The sequence below is a fragment of the Xanthomonas sp. NCPPB 1638 genome, assembly GCF_041475635.2.
GTDB classification, from domain to species: Bacteria; Pseudomonadota; Gammaproteobacteria; order Xanthomonadales; family Xanthomonadaceae; genus Xanthomonas; species Xanthomonas cucurbitae.
The window spans coordinates 3,986,175-4,002,933 of sequence record NZ_CM192984.1 but is presented as its reverse complement, the minus strand read 5'-3'; the positions used below and the strand labels follow the sequence as shown (position 1 = coordinate 4,002,933).

The 16,759-nt window shown below is 61.7% G+C and carries 18 protein-coding genes and 2 pseudogenes; 16 read left to right on the top strand and 4 right to left on the bottom strand.

What is annotated here, in order from left to right; genetic code table 11:
* Positions 1-211 precede the first annotated feature (211 nt).
* From ACCQ13_RS17320 to sctC, 9 genes are all read left to right on the top strand, one after another.
* On the top strand, positions 212-667 hold the full coding sequence (locus tag ACCQ13_RS17320; protein ID WP_159407637.1) for an HrpB1 family type III secretion system apparatus protein: 456 nt from the start codon (positions 212-214) through the stop codon (positions 665-667).
* A 31-nt stretch (positions 668-698) separates the two neighbouring features.
* Entirely contained in the window at positions 699-1,091 is a 393-nt protein-coding gene (locus ACCQ13_RS17315) for a type III secretion protein HrpB2 (protein ID WP_159407636.1), read from the top strand.
* 1 nt (position 1,092) lies between these two features.
* Positions 1,093-1,869, top strand: coding sequence for a type III secretion system inner membrane ring lipoprotein SctJ (gene sctJ, locus ACCQ13_RS17310; RefSeq protein WP_159407635.1), 777 nt, complete (start codon positions 1,093-1,095; stop codon positions 1,867-1,869).
* Positions 1,866-2,507 (top strand): type III secretion protein HrpB4, encoded by a 642-nt coding sequence (locus tag ACCQ13_RS17305; RefSeq protein WP_223214367.1) that lies wholly within the window; start codon positions 1,866-1,868, stop codon positions 2,505-2,507. Before sctJ ends, ACCQ13_RS17305 begins: the two co-directional genes overlap by 4 nt.
* Positions 2,492-3,190, top strand: a complete 699-nt coding sequence (gene sctL / locus ACCQ13_RS17300; protein WP_104605281.1) for a type III secretion system stator protein SctL — start codon at positions 2,492-2,494, stop codon at positions 3,188-3,190. Before ACCQ13_RS17305 ends, sctL begins: the two co-directional genes overlap by 16 nt.
* A gap of 1 nt (position 3,191) precedes the next feature.
* Positions 3,192-4,508 (top strand): type III secretion system ATPase SctN, encoded by a 1,317-nt coding sequence (sctN, locus tag ACCQ13_RS17295; RefSeq protein ID WP_274391988.1) that lies wholly within the window; start codon positions 3,192-3,194, stop codon positions 4,506-4,508.
* A complete protein-coding gene (locus ACCQ13_RS17290) occupies positions 4,501-5,010 on the top strand; it encodes a serine kinase (RefSeq protein ID WP_159407634.1) in 510 nt (169 codons plus the stop codon). Before sctN ends, ACCQ13_RS17290 begins: the two co-directional genes overlap by 8 nt.
* The gene (sctT, locus tag ACCQ13_RS17285) at positions 5,007-5,834 is read left to right on the top strand and encodes a type III secretion system export apparatus subunit SctT (RefSeq protein WP_104605287.1); all 828 of its coding nucleotides are present in this window, start codon (positions 5,007-5,009) and stop codon (positions 5,832-5,834) included. The genes ACCQ13_RS17290 and sctT overlap by 4 nt, the downstream gene beginning before the upstream one ends.
* 167 nt (positions 5,835-6,001) lie before the next feature.
* Complete coding sequence (sctC, locus tag ACCQ13_RS17280; protein ID WP_159407633.1) at positions 6,002-7,816, top strand: type III secretion system outer membrane ring subunit SctC; 1,815 nt, start codon at positions 6,002-6,004, stop codon at positions 7,814-7,816.
* A 111-nt stretch (positions 7,817-7,927) separates the two neighbouring features.
* On the opposite strand, the gene xopA is transcribed toward sctC, so the two are convergent.
* A complete protein-coding gene (gene xopA / locus ACCQ13_RS17275; protein ID WP_104605291.1) occupies positions 7,928-8,335 on the bottom strand; it encodes a XopA/Hpa1 family type III secretion system protein in 408 nt (135 codons plus the stop codon).
* A 373-nt stretch (positions 8,336-8,708) separates the two neighbouring features.
* Between xopA and ACCQ13_RS17270 the strand changes: the two genes are divergently transcribed.
* The gene (locus ACCQ13_RS17270) at positions 8,709-9,287 is read left to right on the top strand and encodes a lytic transglycosylase domain-containing protein (protein ID WP_223214366.1); all 579 of its coding nucleotides are present in this window, start codon (positions 8,709-8,711) and stop codon (positions 9,285-9,287) included.
* A gap of 72 nt (positions 9,288-9,359) precedes the next feature.
* Here ACCQ13_RS17270 and ACCQ13_RS17265 read toward each other — a convergent pair.
* Together ACCQ13_RS17265 and ACCQ13_RS17260 are read right to left on the bottom strand one after the other, a co-directional pair.
* Positions 9,360-9,548: pseudogene (locus ACCQ13_RS17265) on the bottom strand (hypothetical protein); the annotation flags it as partial.
* Positions 9,548-10,324: pseudogene (locus ACCQ13_RS17260) on the bottom strand (IS1595 family transposase); the annotation flags it as partial. The pseudogenes ACCQ13_RS17265 and ACCQ13_RS17260, both read right to left, overlap by 1 nt.
* A gap of 383 nt (positions 10,325-10,707) precedes the next feature.
* Here ACCQ13_RS17260 and ACCQ13_RS17255 point away from each other — a divergent pair.
* From ACCQ13_RS17255 to ACCQ13_RS17235, 5 genes are all read left to right on the top strand, one after another.
* Positions 10,708-11,292 carry an anthranilate synthase component II gene (locus ACCQ13_RS17255; RefSeq protein WP_104605616.1) on the top strand — a complete coding sequence of 195 codons (585 nt, stop codon included), beginning with the start codon at positions 10,708-10,710 and terminating at the stop codon, positions 11,290-11,292.
* Positions 11,293-11,467: 175 nt separating this feature from the next.
* The gene (locus ACCQ13_RS17250) at positions 11,468-12,097 is read left to right on the top strand and encodes a flavin reductase family protein (protein WP_104605614.1); all 630 of its coding nucleotides are present in this window, start codon (positions 11,468-11,470) and stop codon (positions 12,095-12,097) included.
* Between the two features lie 80 nt (positions 12,098-12,177).
* The gene (gene trpD, locus ACCQ13_RS17245; protein WP_159407632.1) at positions 12,178-13,215 is read left to right on the top strand and encodes an anthranilate phosphoribosyltransferase; all 1,038 of its coding nucleotides are present in this window, start codon (positions 12,178-12,180) and stop codon (positions 13,213-13,215) included.
* A gap of 138 nt (positions 13,216-13,353) precedes the next feature.
* Positions 13,354-14,151, top strand: coding sequence for an indole-3-glycerol phosphate synthase TrpC (gene trpC / locus ACCQ13_RS17240; protein WP_104605610.1), 798 nt, complete (start codon positions 13,354-13,356; stop codon positions 14,149-14,151).
* Entirely contained in the window at positions 14,144-14,875 is a 732-nt protein-coding gene (locus ACCQ13_RS17235) for a haloacid dehalogenase-like hydrolase (RefSeq protein WP_104605608.1), read from the top strand. Before trpC ends, ACCQ13_RS17235 begins: the two co-directional genes overlap by 8 nt.
* A gap of 238 nt (positions 14,876-15,113) precedes the next feature.
* Here ACCQ13_RS17235 and crp read toward each other — a convergent pair whose 3' ends face one another.
* The gene (crp, locus tag ACCQ13_RS17230) at positions 15,114-15,806 is read right to left on the bottom strand and encodes a cAMP-activated global transcriptional regulator CRP (RefSeq protein ID WP_104605606.1); all 693 of its coding nucleotides are present in this window, start codon (positions 15,804-15,806) and stop codon (positions 15,114-15,116) included.
* Positions 15,807-15,943: 137 nt separating this feature from the next.
* Between crp and speD the strand changes: the two genes are divergently transcribed.
* Positions 15,944-16,738, top strand: a complete 795-nt coding sequence (gene speD, locus ACCQ13_RS17225) for an adenosylmethionine decarboxylase (RefSeq protein ID WP_104605604.1) — start codon at positions 15,944-15,946, stop codon at positions 16,736-16,738.
* The last annotated feature ends 21 nt before the right edge of the window (positions 16,739-16,759 follow it).

Genomic DNA, 16,759 nt, shown 5'->3' with positions numbered 1-16,759 from the left:
CGAACTCCGGCCTGTATGTCCAGGAAATTAGTTTGTACACACCTTTTCGAGGCCGTAGACGTCCCGCGCGAACGTATGTGTGGACGGGCGAAGTGTGGCGTGTCCTTTCGCAATGGTGGGCCGATATTCGCTTTAAGGAAGTTGTTTTCTGTGCAAGTAGGTAACGTTACGCACGTCCGCTATTCGACGCCGTCAAGCAACGAGGTGAAATATGGAGAAAATTGAATGCCCGGCATCGGTAGTCACGGGTCTGATTGAGTTGATCACGGTTGGATTGACGCATGATAAGCTGGATGAGGCAGGCGCTGTACTCGCTGCCGTGCGAGTGCTTCGGCCGGAACTGAAAGCGCTGGACACGTTTGATGCATGGATTGCGATCAAGCGCGGAAATTATTTGGAAGGATCGCGCCTGCTGCGCGAGATGGAGGTTGACACCTCCTCCAATCCACTGTGCAAGGCGCTTTATGCATGCTGCATGTTCGCGGTGGGAGATGCTTCTTGGCACGGCATCGCAGATAGCCTGATCGAAGCGGATGCTGATGCCGATGCAGTCGCTTTGGTGAAGGCGCTGTCAGGCCGCTACTCGGCGATGCCTGACGCATCTGACGTGTCAGTCGACGAAAGTGCGCCAATAGAGATGCCGAACGCGCATTACCTGCGCGCCTGATCCGACTTCAATCCAGCAGGAAAGATTCGCCATGACGATTATTCCTCCTGTCGCACCGATTGCCGCGAGCACCGGTGTTTCGACGCAAGCGCTAGCGCCTGGCGTAGCGCCACACCAGACACTGGTCAATCGATTCCAGGCTCTGATGCAGTCATCCAGTGCGTTGCCGCCCCAGATGCAGCGTGTGGGAGAGCCGAGCATGATGAGCAGGATAGTCGATGTGCAGAACGACAGTGTGCGCACCATCTCCGATCATATCGAGGCATTCAGCGCACAGGCACCGAACCTGGGCCCGCAGGAGATGGCAGCGCAGCAAATAAAGCTGATGAACGAACTCACGATGGTTGGCTTCAATCTCAATGTAAGCGTAGGCGTTGCTCAGTCGGGGAAGTCCGCCGTGCAGACACTGTTCAAGAACCAATAACATGCGTTCGATCAGATATGTGGTGGTGTTGCTCTTGGTGCTGCTGCTGTCCGCTTGCAGCCAGCAGCTGTACTCCGGACTTACTGAAAACGATGCAAACGACATGTTGGCAGTGCTGTTGCGTGCGGGCGTGGACGCGGAAAAGGTCACGCCCGACGACGGCAAGACCTGGGCGATCAATGCCCCTCGCGATCAGGTGTCCTACTCGCTGGATGTGTTGCGTACCCATGGCATGCCTCATCAGCGTCATGCCAACCTCGGTGAGATGTTCAAGAAGGATGGGCTGATTTCCACCCCGACCGAAGAGCGCGTACGTTTTATTTATGGTGTCTCCCAGCAACTGTCGCAGACCTTGTCGAATATCGACGGTGTCATCGCTGCCGACGTGGAGATAGTATTGCCAAACAATGACCCACTTTCCACGTCGATCAAGCCATCCAGCGCGGCAGTATTCATCAAATTCAACGTTGGGAGCGATCTGACCAGCCTGGTGCCGAGCATCAAGACACTCGTGGTGCACAGCGTGGAAGGGCTAACCTACGAAAATGTCAGCGTCACGATGGTGCCTGGAGGTGTGGAAGGCGACGCAGGATTTGGCACATCGGTACCAGCACGTAGCCTAGTATTGCCGTGGGCGGCCGGTGGTGGGCTGGTACTGTGCCTGGCGGTTGGAGCAGTTGGGTTTTGGTACTGGCCGTCGGCGCGCGCAGGCCGCTGGAGCGGGTTGCAACGACTGCGCCAACTGGGCAGGAAGCGCAAGGTCGAGACTGGCGAATGAACGACGTATCGATGGGCAAGCCGGAGCAGGATCTTCTGCCCTGGATATTGCAATGGGTGGCTCATGTGAACGCTCTGGCGCTTACGATGCAGGCGGATCAGGCTGGGCACTGGCTTGGCCCCGCTGCGGCCAATGCGTGGCAACAGGCGCCTGTGCACCATCGCGTGCGCGCGATCCGGGCGTGGCTGGGTTGGTCGCGTGCAATCTTGCCGGCGGCCGACACGCTGGCTCACCGCCTGCTCTTGCTGGGGCCCGAGCTATTGGCCAATGTGTTGATGATCCGGGCATTGTTTTCCCGCGTGCTCGAGTTGCGTCGCTGCATTGAAGGCGAGCGCCTCATATGGTTCGAGAACTGCGTTGGGGCGAAGGTATTCGAGGACCTGCGTCATCGTGCGGTAAGCGTGGTCGCACTGCCATTGTTGCCACGCGATGCCGACCGTGCGGATTGGATTGGCGATGGCTGGCGCCGGCTACTGGCCGATGGCGTATGGTCGGACCCATGTCTGGCAAAGCTTTCGGGCCTAGCCCTGCCATTGCGTGCCGCGCAGGTACCGCCGGTTGTTGCAGACGGCGCAAGTGTCGCCTTTCTGGAGGTTCTGCCCGACCTAATGCCGGAGCTGTCATGCGCCTGTGGTTGAGATCCGCAACTGAGGCGGTCGGCCTGGACTGCGACGTCATCCCGCGGGAAGCGTTAGCGGAGTTATTGGATCTGGATGCGGCGGCTGTTGCAGTGAAGGCGCGTTGTGAGCGCTGTGTGGCCGAAGCGCAGGAACGAGCGCAGGCACTGATCGAGGATGCGCAAAAGCAGGCCGATTCCCTGTTGGGTGCGGCACAGGACAAGTTTGATCGCAGCGCCCGCCTGGGCTACGCGGCCGGGATACGTCGCCAGCTGGATGACTGGAACATGAAGGGCGCAAGGCACGCTTTCGCCGCCACTGCCGCTGCATACCGGGCTCGCGAGCGTCTGGCCGAGCTGGTCGCGCGAGCCTGCGAGCAGGTGGTGCACGTACAGGATCCGGCAGCGCTCTATGCATGTGCAGCGCAGGCCTTAGTAAGTGCACTGGATCAGGCCACAGTTCTGCGTGTGAGTGTGCATCCGGATGCCGTGGCCGACGCCCGCCGCGCATTCGATCAGGAGACGGCGGAGATCGGATGGACGTGCTCGATCGATGTATGCGCCGATGCTGAGCTTGCACCGGGGCGGTGCGTCTGCGAATGGGATACCGGCGTGTTCGAGGCCGACCTGCGCGATGAACTGCGTAGCTTGCGTCGAGTCATCCGCCGCGTCCTGACTGCGGAGGCGACGCAGGATGTCGCCTGAGGTGTATCTGCCCGATGGGCTGTTCGAGCGCGAACTGACCACCCTGGCGTTCGGGCAGCGCTACGGGAAAGTGGTCGAAGTGACCGGCACCATGCTCAAGGTAGCCGGGGTGCAGGTGAGCCTGGGCGAGGTGTGTGAGTTGCGCCAGCGCGACGGTACGCTGCTGCAGCGCGCGGAAGTGGTGGGTTTCAACCGTACGCTTGCACTACTGGCGCCGTTCGGCGATGTGGTGGGTCTGTCGCGTGATACTCGTGTGGCCGGATCAGGGAGGCCGTTGGCTGTACCGGTTGGGCTGGCGTTGCTGGGCCGCGTGCTCGATGGCCTGGGCGAGCCATCCGATGGCGTCGGGCCTATTGTCTGTGACGCGTGGGTGCCAATCCAGGCGCAGGCTCCGGATCCGATGCGCCGGCAACTGATCGAGCAGCCCATGCCGACCGGCGTACGTATTGTCGATGGGCTGATGACGCTCGGTGAGGGACAGCGCATGGGCATCTTCGCCGCTGCCGGCGTTGGGAAAAGTACCTTGATGGGAATGTTCGCGCGCGGCACGCAGTGCGACGTCAACGTAATCGTGCTCATTGGCGAGCGCGGGCGTGAAGTGCGCGAGTTCATCGAGCTGACTCTGGGTGAAGACGGGCTGGCGCGCAGCGTGGTGGTGTGCGCCACCTCGGATCGCTCATCGATCGAGCGCGCCAAAGCGGCCTACGTGGGAACCGCCATCGCCGAATACTTTCGTGACCAGGGTATGCGCGTACTGTTGATGATGGATTCGCTGACCCGCTTTGCGCGAGCGCAACGCGAGATTGGCCTGGCGGCGGGCGAGCCGCCGACGCGGCGCGGCTTTCCGCCGTCCGTGTTCGCGGAGTTGCCGCGTCTGCTCGAGCGTGCGGGCATGGGCGAAAACGGTTCGATTACGGCGTTCTACACAGTTCTGGCAGAAGACGACAGCGGGAGCGATCCGATCACCGAGGAAGTCCGCGGCCTCCTCGACGGGCACCTGGTTCTATCCCGCGAGATTGCCGCCAAGAACCAATATCCGGCCATTGACGTACTGGGCAGCCTGAGCCGTGTGATGAGTCAGATCGTGGCGCCCCAGCAGCAACGGCATGCCGGCCAGCTACGACGCTTGCTGGCCAAGTACGCGCAGGTGGAGACCTTGCTGCAGGTCGGTGAATACAAAGAGGGCAGTGATGTTGTTGCCGATGAAGCCATCGCCCGGATCGACCTGATTCGCGAGTTCCTGAGCCAGTCGACCGATGAACTTGAAGACTATGCGCAGACCTTGCATCGGCTTGCCAGCGTGATCGACGATGCATGACCGTTGCGGCATATGGCTCACCCTGCAGCGTCTCAAGGAGCGCCGCAGCGAGCGCACGCAGGAGCGTTTGAACGACTGCCGCCGCGCCGCAGAGCAGGCCGAACGCGCATACGCCGACCGCCTGCAGGAACACGATGCTTGCAAGGAGCGCCTTGTCGCATGCGATCAGGCGCTTGCCGACAAGGCCAGCGCGGGCCAGTCGATCGGGATCCAGTCCATCGTGGAGCATCAGCGCTTCCGTGCGGTGCTGGAAGAGCGTTACCATGCTGCAGCACAGCCGCTCACTGCGGCTAGCCAGGCGCTGCACGATGCCCGTGAGGAAGTTGCGGCCACTCAGCTCGTGCTCTGCAGGCTGCAGACGCAGGCGGAGATGTGCGCGGAAAAAGCGGCCAAGGCGTGGCGTATGGTGCAGGCAGAATGCGAAGCAGCAGAAGAGGAGGAGGCGATTGAAGCGCTGCTCGCGCTACGCTCCTACCGCGCCTTGCATGGAGCAGAACCGTGACCGACCTGGGGAATGCGCTGGTTGCGCTTTCATCGCAGGGCCTTGGGTTGCTGACTCTGCTCGCGCTGTGCGGGGTGCGGGTGTTCGTGGTGTTCTCGATCCTGCCGGCGACTGCACAGGAAAGCCTTCCTGGGCTTGTGCGCAATGGCGTTATCTATGTGCTCAGTACCTTCATTGCCTATGGGCAACCGGATGACACGCTTAGCAGGATCCAGGCAGTCGGTATGGTCGGGCTGGTGTTCAAAGAGGCGTTCATCGGCATGCTCATCGGATTTGCGGCCTCCACGGTGTTCTGGGTTGCCGAGAGCATCGGCTTGGTGGTGGATGATTTGGCCGGCTACAACAATGTGCAGATGATAAATCCGCTGAGCGGCCAGCAGAGTACGCCGGTATCCACCGTGCTGCTACAGCTGTCGATCGTCTCGTTCTACGCCTTGGGTGGAATGTTGATGCTGCTTGCTGCCGTGTTCGAGTCGTTTCAGTGGTGGCCGTTGACGCACATGTCTCCGGACCTGGGTGCGGTCGTTGAGTCGTTCGTCATCCAGCAAGCGGACGGCATGCTCATCGCCATCGTCAAGCTGTCCGCGCCAGTCATGCTCGTGCTGGTTTTTGTGGATCTGGCGATCGGCTTCGTTGCCCGCGCTGCCGACAAGCTTGAGCCGTCGAACTTGAGCCAACCGATCCGCGGCGTGCTGGCACTGTTGCTGCTATCGCTGCTCATGGGCGTCTTTATCGCGCAGTTCAGCGAGTCTCTGGGATTCGTGCACTTCCAGCAGCAGCTGCGTGGTGCGGCAAGTGCCGGCAAAGGAGGCATCTCTCATTGATCTTTTTTGAGACATTGTGGGCCTGGTGCCATCTAGACTCTCTGTGATGTCGCCGCTTGTGCGGACATTGAAGCGACATCGGGCGCTTCGAAGCAGTATGTCCGGACAAGTCCGCACCTGGAATTTCGATCTAAACCTTCTTATCACCGCCTCGCAGGGGGAACGCCATGGCGCATGTCTACACTCCAGTTTACCGCCATCGACGCGCACCGCTATGCGCTGCGCTGCTTTGTCTGCTTCCGATGTTACCAATGTCCGTCACGGCCGCTCCTGTACCGTGGCAGTCGCACACGTTCAAGTATGTTGCCGAACAAAAGGACTTGAAACAGGTATTGCGAGACCTGTCTGCCAGTCAATCCATTACCACATGGATTTCTCCTGAAGTGACTGGCACGCTCAGTGGAAAATTCGATACTCCTCCGCAGAAGTTTCTCGAGGATTTGTCGGCCACCTTCGGCTTTGTCTGGTACTACGACGGTGCGGTGCTCAGAATCTGGGGGGCGAATGAATTCAAGAGCGTGACCTTGAGCCTTGGAACAGCGCCGACGAGTGCGTTACGCGAGGCGCTAGCTCGCATGCGACTGGATGATCCGCGCTTTCCAGTGCGGTATGACGAAACCACGCATGTGGCGGTGGTCTCCGGACCTCCGGGCTACGTGGAAACGGTGACGGCGATCGCCAAGCAGGTTGAACAGGGCGCGCGCCAGCGCGATGCAACCGAAGTGCAGGTCTTTCAACTTCATTACGCACAGGCCGCCGACCACACGACCCGCATTGCTGGTCAGGACGTTCAAGTGCCTGGAATGGCCAGCCTTTTGCGCAGCATTTATGGGGTACGTGGCGCGTCCACCGCAGCGCTTCCTGGTCCGGGCTCCAATTTCGGACGCTTACAGCCGGTCGGCGGCAGCTCGTCAAATACTTTTGGCAGCGCACCGCAGGGCCAGAACCAAGGTGCAGGCAACGGCATCCTCGGATTGCCTGGCTCATGGTTTGGCGGCGGGGCTGCATCGGAGCGGGTGCCCGTCAGCCCGCCGCTGCCCGGCAGTGGCGTCAATGGGCCGGCCAGCGTCTGGCCAGAAGTCACGCCGGGACAACGCGATACCGCACGCTCTTCCGACATCAGCACTGGCGCTGAGCTCGCTGCTGATGGCCCTGTCATCGAGGCCGACCCGCGAACCAACGCGGTGCTCATCCGCGACCACCCGGAGCGGATGGCAGCATACGGCAGCCTCATCCAGCAGCTCGACAACCGTCCAAAGCTGCTGCAGATCGACGCGACGATCATCGAGATCCGCGATGGTGCCATGCAGGATCTGGGCGTCGATTGGCGGTACCACAGTAAGCGGGTGGACGTACAGACCGGCGATGGACAGGCAGGCCAGCTCGGCTACGCTGGGAGCTTGAGCGGCGCAGTAATGGCCGGTGCTACCACACCGGCGGGTGGTACGTTGACCGCCGTCCTCGGCGATGCCGGACGTTATCTGATGACGCGGGTATCGGCGCTGGAGCAGACCAACAAGGCTAAGATCGTGTCGACCCCACAGGTGGCGACGCTGGACAATGTGGAGGCAGTAATGGACCACAAGCAGCAAGCCTTCGTGCGTGTCAGCGGCTACGCCTCTGCCGATCTCTATAACCTGTCTGCCGGCGTATCCTTACGAGTCTTGCCCAGTGTGGTCCCTGGGTCTGCAAACGGTCAGATGCGTCTGGATGTGCGGATCGAGGACGGCCAGCTGGGATCCAATACGGTGGACGGTATTCCGGTCATCACGTCCAGTGACATCACAACGCAAGCCTTCGTCGATGAGGGGCAGAGTCTATTGATCGCAGGCTATGCGTCCGACGCCGAGCAAACCGATCTCAACGCGGTACCGGGCTTGTCCAAGATTCCACTGCTCGGAAATCTGTTCAAGCATCGCCAGAAGAATGGTACGCGCATGCAGCGTCTATTTCTGCTGACGCCGCACATCGTCTCACCTTGATGGCTCCAACGGGTCATGGTCCTCTCGTGACCATCCGAGGGCATAACGCCAGCAGGCTGCCGCAGATTGCGGCAGCCTGCATGACCAGAGGGATATGGGGCGCGTGGATTGTCAGACGTTACCGAACAGGCTTGAGTTCAGCTCACTGTGGTTTCCGCTGTTGAAACCGCTGCCCTGTCCCTGTCCCATCATCATTTGCATCACGATCTGCATCAACATCTGCGTCAGCGGACTCATGCCGTTCTGCTGTCTGGGCTGGGATTGGTTGTTTCCAAAGCTGTTATCGCCATTATCGCCATTACAGCCGTCACTGGCATCGCTGCCCTGGTTCTGCTGAAGCAGAGTCATGATAAACATGGCGAGCAACTGATCCAGCTGCTGCTCGGAGGCAGCGGAGGAGGAGCGCTGGTTAGGGTCCTGGAATTGCTGCGGCCCGATATCCATGTATTCCTGCGGCCCCAGATCTCTGATGTTCAGGTGGGTGAAGTTTGAAGAGTTGTTGTAGATTGATGAGTCCATGGTAATTCCTGTCTCATGTGATTGAACTGGGTAAATCGTGTGCTGCCGCTGACTTGCAGTGGGGACACAGCGACCAGGGGCGCTGCACTGCCCCACCACAACGTAGAACAGGGTACAGAGTTACGCCTGACAAGACGCGAAAGTGCGTTTTTCCCTGCGAACCTGCACAAACAATATTACGACGTTCGCAGTGGCAAGACCGTAATGGAAGCGACGCATGGCCTGATTTCGCTTATGTCATAGCCGCTTCGGTCGATGAACACACGCAGATGCACCGCGCCGTTATGGTATCGCGAGTGAGCGGCGTCGGATCTACCAAGCATGCATGCCAAGGCGCTGTACTGGAGAACTCAACGACGATCAGGTTCAAGTGATGATCAAGAGCGATATATTGTCCATGCGCGCGTCAGTGCACGGTATGCGTGCCCAATGTCCACGACGTTGGGGCATCCTTGCCGCAACGCTACAAGTAGAAAATGGCTGGCATGTGTTCCAAGCCCGATATGCCGTTTTATCCTTTCGCCGTCGACGGGCGCTGATGGCGATACTTCTACTATGCGCAGCACCGCTTGCACATGCGGACTGCTTCGAAGAAGCAGCCGGCTATCAGCATGTCAATCCGTGGGTGTTGCGTGCCATCGCCTGGCAGGAATCGCGTGGCCGCGCCGAAGCGATCCATGTCAACAAGAATGGCACCATCGACTACGGAAAAATGCAGATCAATTCGATCCATCTGCGACGTCTTTCTAGTTATGGCATCTCCAGAGATGAGTTGATGCAGCCATGTGTCAGCGTATATGTAGCTGCCTGGCGGTTGCGCGAGATGGTCAATAAGTACGGAAACACCTGGGCTGCGGTGGGCGCCTATCACTCCGAAACGCCTGCGGAACGCAACAAGTATGCGCAGGCGATACACGGGATTCTGCTCAGGCGCGGTGTGATTTCCGAATAGCGCGCCACTATGCCAGACTGTGCCTGGTATGGGGCCACGCGGCAGGTGTCTGAAAGGTAGTTGTCGCCTGATTCAAGCTGCTTTTCGGTGGACGACCTCCGCTGCAACGACCGCCTCTTTCTCGGGATTCAAGGCGGCCGCCTTGATTGGCTGCCAGTTCCGCGTGCGGCCACTCCAACGGGCTGGAGTCGCCTCGCGCGCCTTTTGGTACAGTGCATGGCGCGCCTGCAGGATGGCGATGTCGTCGCCGGCATTGCGTTGGCACGCTTGACGTTGGCCAACATCACATTCAACCAACGTGCTCCCTGGACTTCGGTTGCGGCACGACCACCGCCGGTATCGAGGGTGGTGTGGGCATGCCCAGCCTCCTCCAGACGGCGAAAGCAAGCCAATCCGTCGCTGTAAACTTCGCATTCCGGCTCCAGACGCCGTTCGATCCAGTCCTTCAGCGAGGCGTTGTCAAAAGCCTTCACCGGCTCGATCACCGCAAAGGTAGGATGTTCATTGTTCTGGTCCACTTGCACTGCGATCACGAACGGCTGTTTGTTCTCCGAGCCTCGTCCGCGCTTGCCTCCGGTGCGTTCGCCGCCAAGGTACGCGTCATCGATTTGCACAAATCCGCTGAGTTTTCGCGGTTCTTCGCGCTCGACCATCGCCTGCATGATCTTGTGCTTCATGCGCCAGGCCGCCTTGTAGTTCACTCCAAGATGCCGCTTCAACTCCAGCGCCGCCAGGTTGGTCTTGCTGGATGTCAGCAGGTAGATCGCCTGCATCCACAAGCGCAAGGGCAGCTTGCTGGACTGAAACAGCGTGCCAGCACGCAAGGTGGTCTGATGCCGGCACGCACGGCACTGGTAGTCCACCTGCCCATCGCGTCGAAAGCGCGAGCGCGCGCGGCCTTCGCATTGCGGGCAGCGAAATCCATTCGGCCAGCGCCACCGATACAAGGCCCGATAACACTTGGCTTCGGTTCCGTAACGATCCACGAACTCTGTCATCGACAATCCAGGCTGAAACTGCACGATGTTGATACCCATGCCCCACCTCCGTTGCCTTCAAGTGGGGCCATTGTCCAGCCGACCCGTCGCAAATCCTGCAACTACCGGCTGAGGAATGGGGCTAATCAGGTGTCCAAATGGCTGCGCAGTGCTGAACAGCGGGGGCGCAGGCTGTTATAGGGAGCTATCAGCGTCATAGCCGACAGGTCATGTCTAGTGGCTTCGACCGGCTTGTATAGCGGTTTCATATGCGTACCAATCGTGCAAGATCCCGAAGATCGAGCGAGTCCGTGCGAAGATATGCGCGGGTGTTGCTTGCTCTCCAGTAGCTCGGATATCCAGTGGACTGGCGGATAGTGAGAGCGGGTATCAGTGGGTCGTTTTGGGATTTAGAACTTTAAAAACAGATAGATAGGCCTGATATGTTGTTCATGCTCGATAACTACGACAGCTTCACCTACAACCTCGTGCAGTACCTGCAGGCGCTGGGCGCGGAGGTGATGGTGGTGCGCAACGACGCGATGAGCGTCGATCAGGTCGCCGCGCTCAAGCCCGAGCGCATCGTGATCTCGCCTGGACCGTGTACGCCCAACGAAGCCGGTATTTCGCTGCAGTTGATCGAGCGGCTGGGCCAGACCACCCCCATCCTGGGCGTGTGCCTGGGGCATCAAAGTATCGGGCAGGTGTACGGCGGCGATGTGATCCGCGCCGGCAACATCATGCACGGCAAGACCTCGCCGATCCGTCACGAAGGCAAGGGCGTGTTCGTCGGCCTGCCGGACGGTTACGTGGCCACACGCTACCACTCGCTGGTGGTGGATAAGACCACCCTGCCGGATGCATTGGAAGTCACTGCCTGGACCGAGAATCCGGACGGCTCCATGGAAGAGATCATGGGCCTGCGCCACCGCCAGTTTCCGGTGGAAGGCGTGCAGTTCCATCCCGAATCCATCCTGACCCAGCACGGCCATGCCCTGCTGAAGAACTTCCTGGAACGCGCGGCGTGAGCACGGCGGTGCCCATCACCGAGTTGCCGCTGCAGGGCGGCGTGCTTCAGCGCAGTCGCCCGTGGCCGATGGGACGCTCGTGCGCCGCCACTGCCGTGGAGCAGGCCGGCGCCCGGTTCGCTGTCGCGCGAGGTGAGTGCCTGGCATGCGAACAACCCGCAGGAGCGCCTGGCCGATGACGGCATCGGCCGACAGCATGCATTTCTACCAGCCGGCGCACGGGCATGGCCTGCCGCACGATCCGTTCAATGCCATCGTCGGGCCGCGTCCGATCGGCTGGATCGGGACGCGTGATGCCCAGGGCATCGCCAACCTGGCGCCCTACAGCTTCTTCAACGCCTTCAACTACGTCCCGCCCATCGTTGGTTTCTCCAGCACCGGCTGGAAGGACAGCGTGCGCAACATCGAAGCCACCGGCCAGTTCACCTGGAACCTGGCGACGCGGCCGCTGGCCGAGGCGATGAATGCCAGCGCGGCGATCGTGCCGCCTGAGGTGGATGAGTTCGTGCTGGCCGGCCTGCAGGCCGCACCGTCGCGGCTGATCGACGCCCCGCGGGTGGCTGCCAGCCCGGTCAGTTTCGAGTGCCGGCTGAGCCAGTTGTTGCGCCTGCAACGGGCCGACGGGCAGCAGGTCGATACCTGGCTGGTGCTGGGCGAAGTGGTGGGCGTGCATCTGGCCCATGCCGCGCTACAGGACGGGATCTACGACCCGGCCCGGGTGCAGACCATCCTGCGCGCGGGTGGTGCGGCCGACTATTTCGAAGTGCAGGCGCAGGCGCGCTTCCGCATGCAACGCCCGGGCTGAGTGCGCCAGCGTCGGCCTCCCATGCCGCGCGTGCCGCTCTCCCAATACCTCATTCCCACGTTCGCTTTCCGGTTGTCCCCATGCCCATCACCCCGCAAGAAGCCCTGCAACGCACCATCGAACACCGCGAAATCTTCCACGACGAAATGGTCGAGCTGATGCGCCAGATCATGCGCGGCGAAGTGTCGGACACGATGGTCGCCGCCATCCTCACCGGGCTGCGGGTCAAGAAGGAGACCGTTGGCGAAATCGCCGGCGCGGCTACCGTGATGCGCGAGTTCTCGCGCCGCGTGGAGGTCAGCGACCGGAAGCACATGGTCGATATCGTCGGCACCGGCGGCGATGGCTCGCACACCTTCAACATTTCCACCTGCGCGATGTTCGTGGCCGCAGCGGGCGGTGCCAAGGTGGCCAAGCACGGCAATCGCAGCGTGTCATCCAAATCCGGCAGCGCCGATGCGTTGGAGGCGCTGGGCGCAGTGATCGAGCTGCAGCCCGATCAGGTGGCCGCATCGCTGGCGCAGACCGGCATCGGCTTCATGTATGCGCCAGTGCATCACCCGGCCATGAAGGTGGTGGCGCCGGTGCGTCGCGAAATGGGCGTGCGCACCATCTTCAACATCCTCGGCCCGCTGACCAACCCGGCCGGCGCGCCCAATATCCTGATGGGTGTGTTCCACCCGGACCTGGTCGGCATCCAGGCGCGCGTGCTGCACGAGCTGGGCGCCGAACGTGCACTGGTGGTGTGGGGGCGCGATGGCATGGACGAGCTCTCGCTCGGCGCCGGCACCCTGGTGGGCGAACTGCGCGATGGCCAGGTGCGCGAGTACGAGGTGCACCCGGAAGATTTCGGCATTGCCATGTCGGCCAGCCGCAACCTCAAGGTGGCCGATGCCGCGCAGTCGCGCACGCTGCTGCTGCAGGTGCTGGACAACGTCCCCGGCCCGGCGCTGGACATTGTGGCGCTCAACGTCGGCGCCGCGTTGTACGTGGCCGGCGTGGCCGACAGTATCGCCGACGGTGTCGCGCGCGCGCGGGTGGTGCTGGCCGATGGCTCGGCGCGCGCCAGGCTGGACGCGTATGTGGCCTTCACCCGCCAGATCGCCGCGCAGGCGTGATCGCGCACGGCTGCAACGGTTCGCCGTGCAAGCGGCGGCCGCCTTGCCCTCTACCGGTGCGCCACGTGCGCTGGCGTGCCAGCGCAGCGCGATGTGGCCGTCTTGACCGATAATGCCCGCCCGCCAGGACCCCACACGATGAGCGACATCCTCAACACCATCCTTGCCCGCAAGGCCGAAGAAGTGGCCGAGCGCCACGCGCGCGTGCCGTTGGCCGAGCTGGTCGCGCGCTGCGCCGATCTGCCGCCCACCCGCGGTTTTGCTGCGGCCATGCAGGCCAGCATCGCGGCCGGCGATGCGGCGGTGATCGCCGAAGTGAAGAAGGCCAGCCCGTCGAAGGGGGTGATCCGGCCCGATTTCCATCCTGCCGATATCGCGGTCAGCTATGAATTCGGCGGTGCCAGTTGCCTGTCGGTGCTGACCGACGTGGATTTTTTCCAGGGCGCCGATGCCTATCTGCGCCAGGCGCGCGATGCCTGCACGCTGCCGGTGCTGCGCAAGGACTTCACCGTGGACCCGTACCAGGTCTATGAAGCGCGCGTGCTCGGGGCCGATTGCATCCTGCTGATCGTCTCGGCGCTGGACGATGCGCAGCTGGCCGAGCTGTCCGGCCTGGCCATGCAGCTGGAGCTGGATGTGCTGGTCGAAGTGCACGACATCGACGAGCTCGAGCGTGCGGTGCAGGTGCCGGTGCCGCTGGTAGGCATCAACAACCGCAACCTGCGCACCTTCGAGGTATCGCTGCAGACCACGCTGGACATGCGCGCGGCAGTGCCGCGCGACCGCATCCTGGTCACCGAAAGCGGCATCGTCACCCCCGACGACGTGCAGTTGATGCGCCGCAACGGCGTGAACGCGTTCCTGGTTGGCGAGACCTTCATGCGTGCGCCCGAACCCGGCGAGTCGCTGCGTCAGCTATTCTTTGCGCATGACTGAGTCGTATCCCGCGCCGAGCGACGATGCACCGTTGGTAGTCTTCGACTTCGACCACACGCTGTACGACGGCGATTCCGGCAGCCACCTGTTTGCCTGGTTGATCCGGCGCAACCCGTTGCGCCTGCTGGTGGCGCTGCTGGCCTCGCCACTGCTGGGGCCGATGGTGGCGATGCTGCCGACCCGCCGCCGTGGCGTCTCCGGCTATGTGTGGATCGCGACCTTCGGGCTGCATCGCACGCGCGAGTTCAACCGCTTCATCGATGCCTACGTGCTCAAGCATGAAGCGCAGATCCGCCAGCGCCTGCTGCCACACGCGCTCAAGGTGTTCACCGAGCATCGCGCCGCAGGCGACCGGGTCGTGGTCGCCACCGGTGCGCCGCCGGAGTTGGCGCGCGCGATTCTCGGATTTGTCGCGCACCAGGACGTGCCGGTGATCGGCAGCCTGGTCGGCCCGCGCCTGGGAGCGGTCACCGCGCGCCGTCATTGCCACAACGAAGAGAAGATGCGCATGTTGCGCGAGCGCGGCTACGCCGATATCGCCGTGGCGTATTCGGACAGCACCGCCGACCTGCCACTGTTGAAGGCCGCGCGCGCGCCGGTAGTGGTCAATCCCAAGGCCAATCGCGAAGACCTGTTTCGCCAGGTGCTGCCTGTAGGCACGCCGATCCTCAACTGGGGCTGCCGCGACCGCGGTGGCAAGGCGCTTCAGGACGCGTCTGCATAAGCGCGGCTAACCCACCGCAGCGCGCAGTCGTCAGGTGGGCACGCATGGCGCGCGCGGGGAGCGAGCCGATCGAGGTCGGCTGCTGCGGGTCGTGCGCCATGGGCGATGGCGCAGTGGATGTCCCGCAGGACAACCGGCGACATCGGGCCGCGGGCGGATGCCCGGCGGATCGGTAATGCCTCCTAGCCCGTTCGGCGGTCGGTGCGCACTCCACACCGGCCGCCGTGCGACAGGTGATTCAGCGTGTGCCGTACAGCACGACGGTCTTGCCACGTGCGTGCAGCAAGCCGTCCGCCTGCAACTTCTTCAGGACGCGTCCGGCCATTTCGCGCGAGCAGCCCACCAGGCGCGCCAGCTCCTGCCGCGACACGCGCAGCTGGGTGCCTTGCGGGTGGCTCATCGCCTCCGGCTCCTTGGACAGATCGTGCAGGGTCCGCACGATCCGGTCGGTCACATCCAGGAAGGCCAGGCGGCTGGCTTTCCTTGTCGTGTCGAGCAGGCGCTTGGAGAGCTGGACGCCAATGGCGTACAGGATGCGTGGCGCATCCGGCGACAGACTGGTCTGGAACAGCTGCTGCAGGCGCTCGTAGCTGATCTCGGCCAGCTCGCACTGGGTGCGGGTGCGCAGGATCACTTCGCGGGTGTCCGATTCGATGAACAAGCCCATCTCACCGACGAATTCGCCGCTGCCGAAATAGCCCAGCACCAACTCACGATCGTCATCTTCCTCGGCAATGATGCTCACCGAGCCGCTGATGACGTAGTAGAGCGTGCCCGCCGGATCGCCCGGCCGGAACACATCGGTCCGGGTCGGATAGCGTCTGCGGTGGCTGTGGGCCAGAAAACGCTCGATCGTGCCGGCGTCCAGCGCCAGGGAAGGGGTAGCGTTACGTACCGTCGTAGTCACAACCGTCGTGTTTCCTGAGCTCATGGTAGTTCCGCGTGTGATTCCTGAAGCTTAACGGCATGAGTCATGCAACGTAAACCATTCTTCATGACGGCATTTCGTTGCTGGGATCTTTGGCTCATAATTGGTTCCTTTCCCGCCTTCCAAAAGGACAGACCGACGTGGTCAAGCCGTTGCCTCGCCTGAGGCTACAGGGGTTCAACAACCTCACCAAGGCGTTGAGCTTCAACATCTACGACGTCTGTTACGCGCGTACCGAAGAAGAGCGTCAGCGCTACATCGAGTACATCGACGAGCAGTACGACGCTGATCGCCTGACCCAGATCCTGACCGATGTGGCCGAGATCATTGGCGCCAACATCCTCAATATCGCACGTCAGGACTACGATCCGCAGGGTGCATCGGTGACGATCCTGATCTCCGAAGAGCCGGTGATCGACAAGAAGCAGGCCGGCAGGGAGTTGATTTCCGAAGCTGTGGTTGCTCATATGGACAAGAGCCATATCACCGTCCATACATACCCCGAGACGCATCCGCAGGAAGGTATCGCCACCTTCCGTGCCGATATCGACGTGGCCACCTGTGGCGTGATCTCGCCGTTGAAGGCGTTGAACTACCTGATCGAGAGCCTCGAATCGGACATCGTCATCATGGACTACCGCGTCCGTGGCTTCACCCGCGATGTGAAGGGCAAGAAGCACTACATCGATCACAAGATCAACTCGATCCAGCACTTCCTGGCCAAGAACGTGAAGTCGCGCTACGAGATGTTCGACGTGAATGTCTATCAGGAAAACATCTTCCACACCAAGATGCACTTGAAGGACTTCGATCTGGACCAATATTTGTTCGAAGAGCGCGCCAAGAACCTTTCGTTCAAGGAGCGCATGAAGATCGAAACGCTGCTCAAGCGCGAGATCGAAGAATTGTTCCACGGACGTAACCTGAGCGAATAAGCGCAGCGAACGTGCCGGACC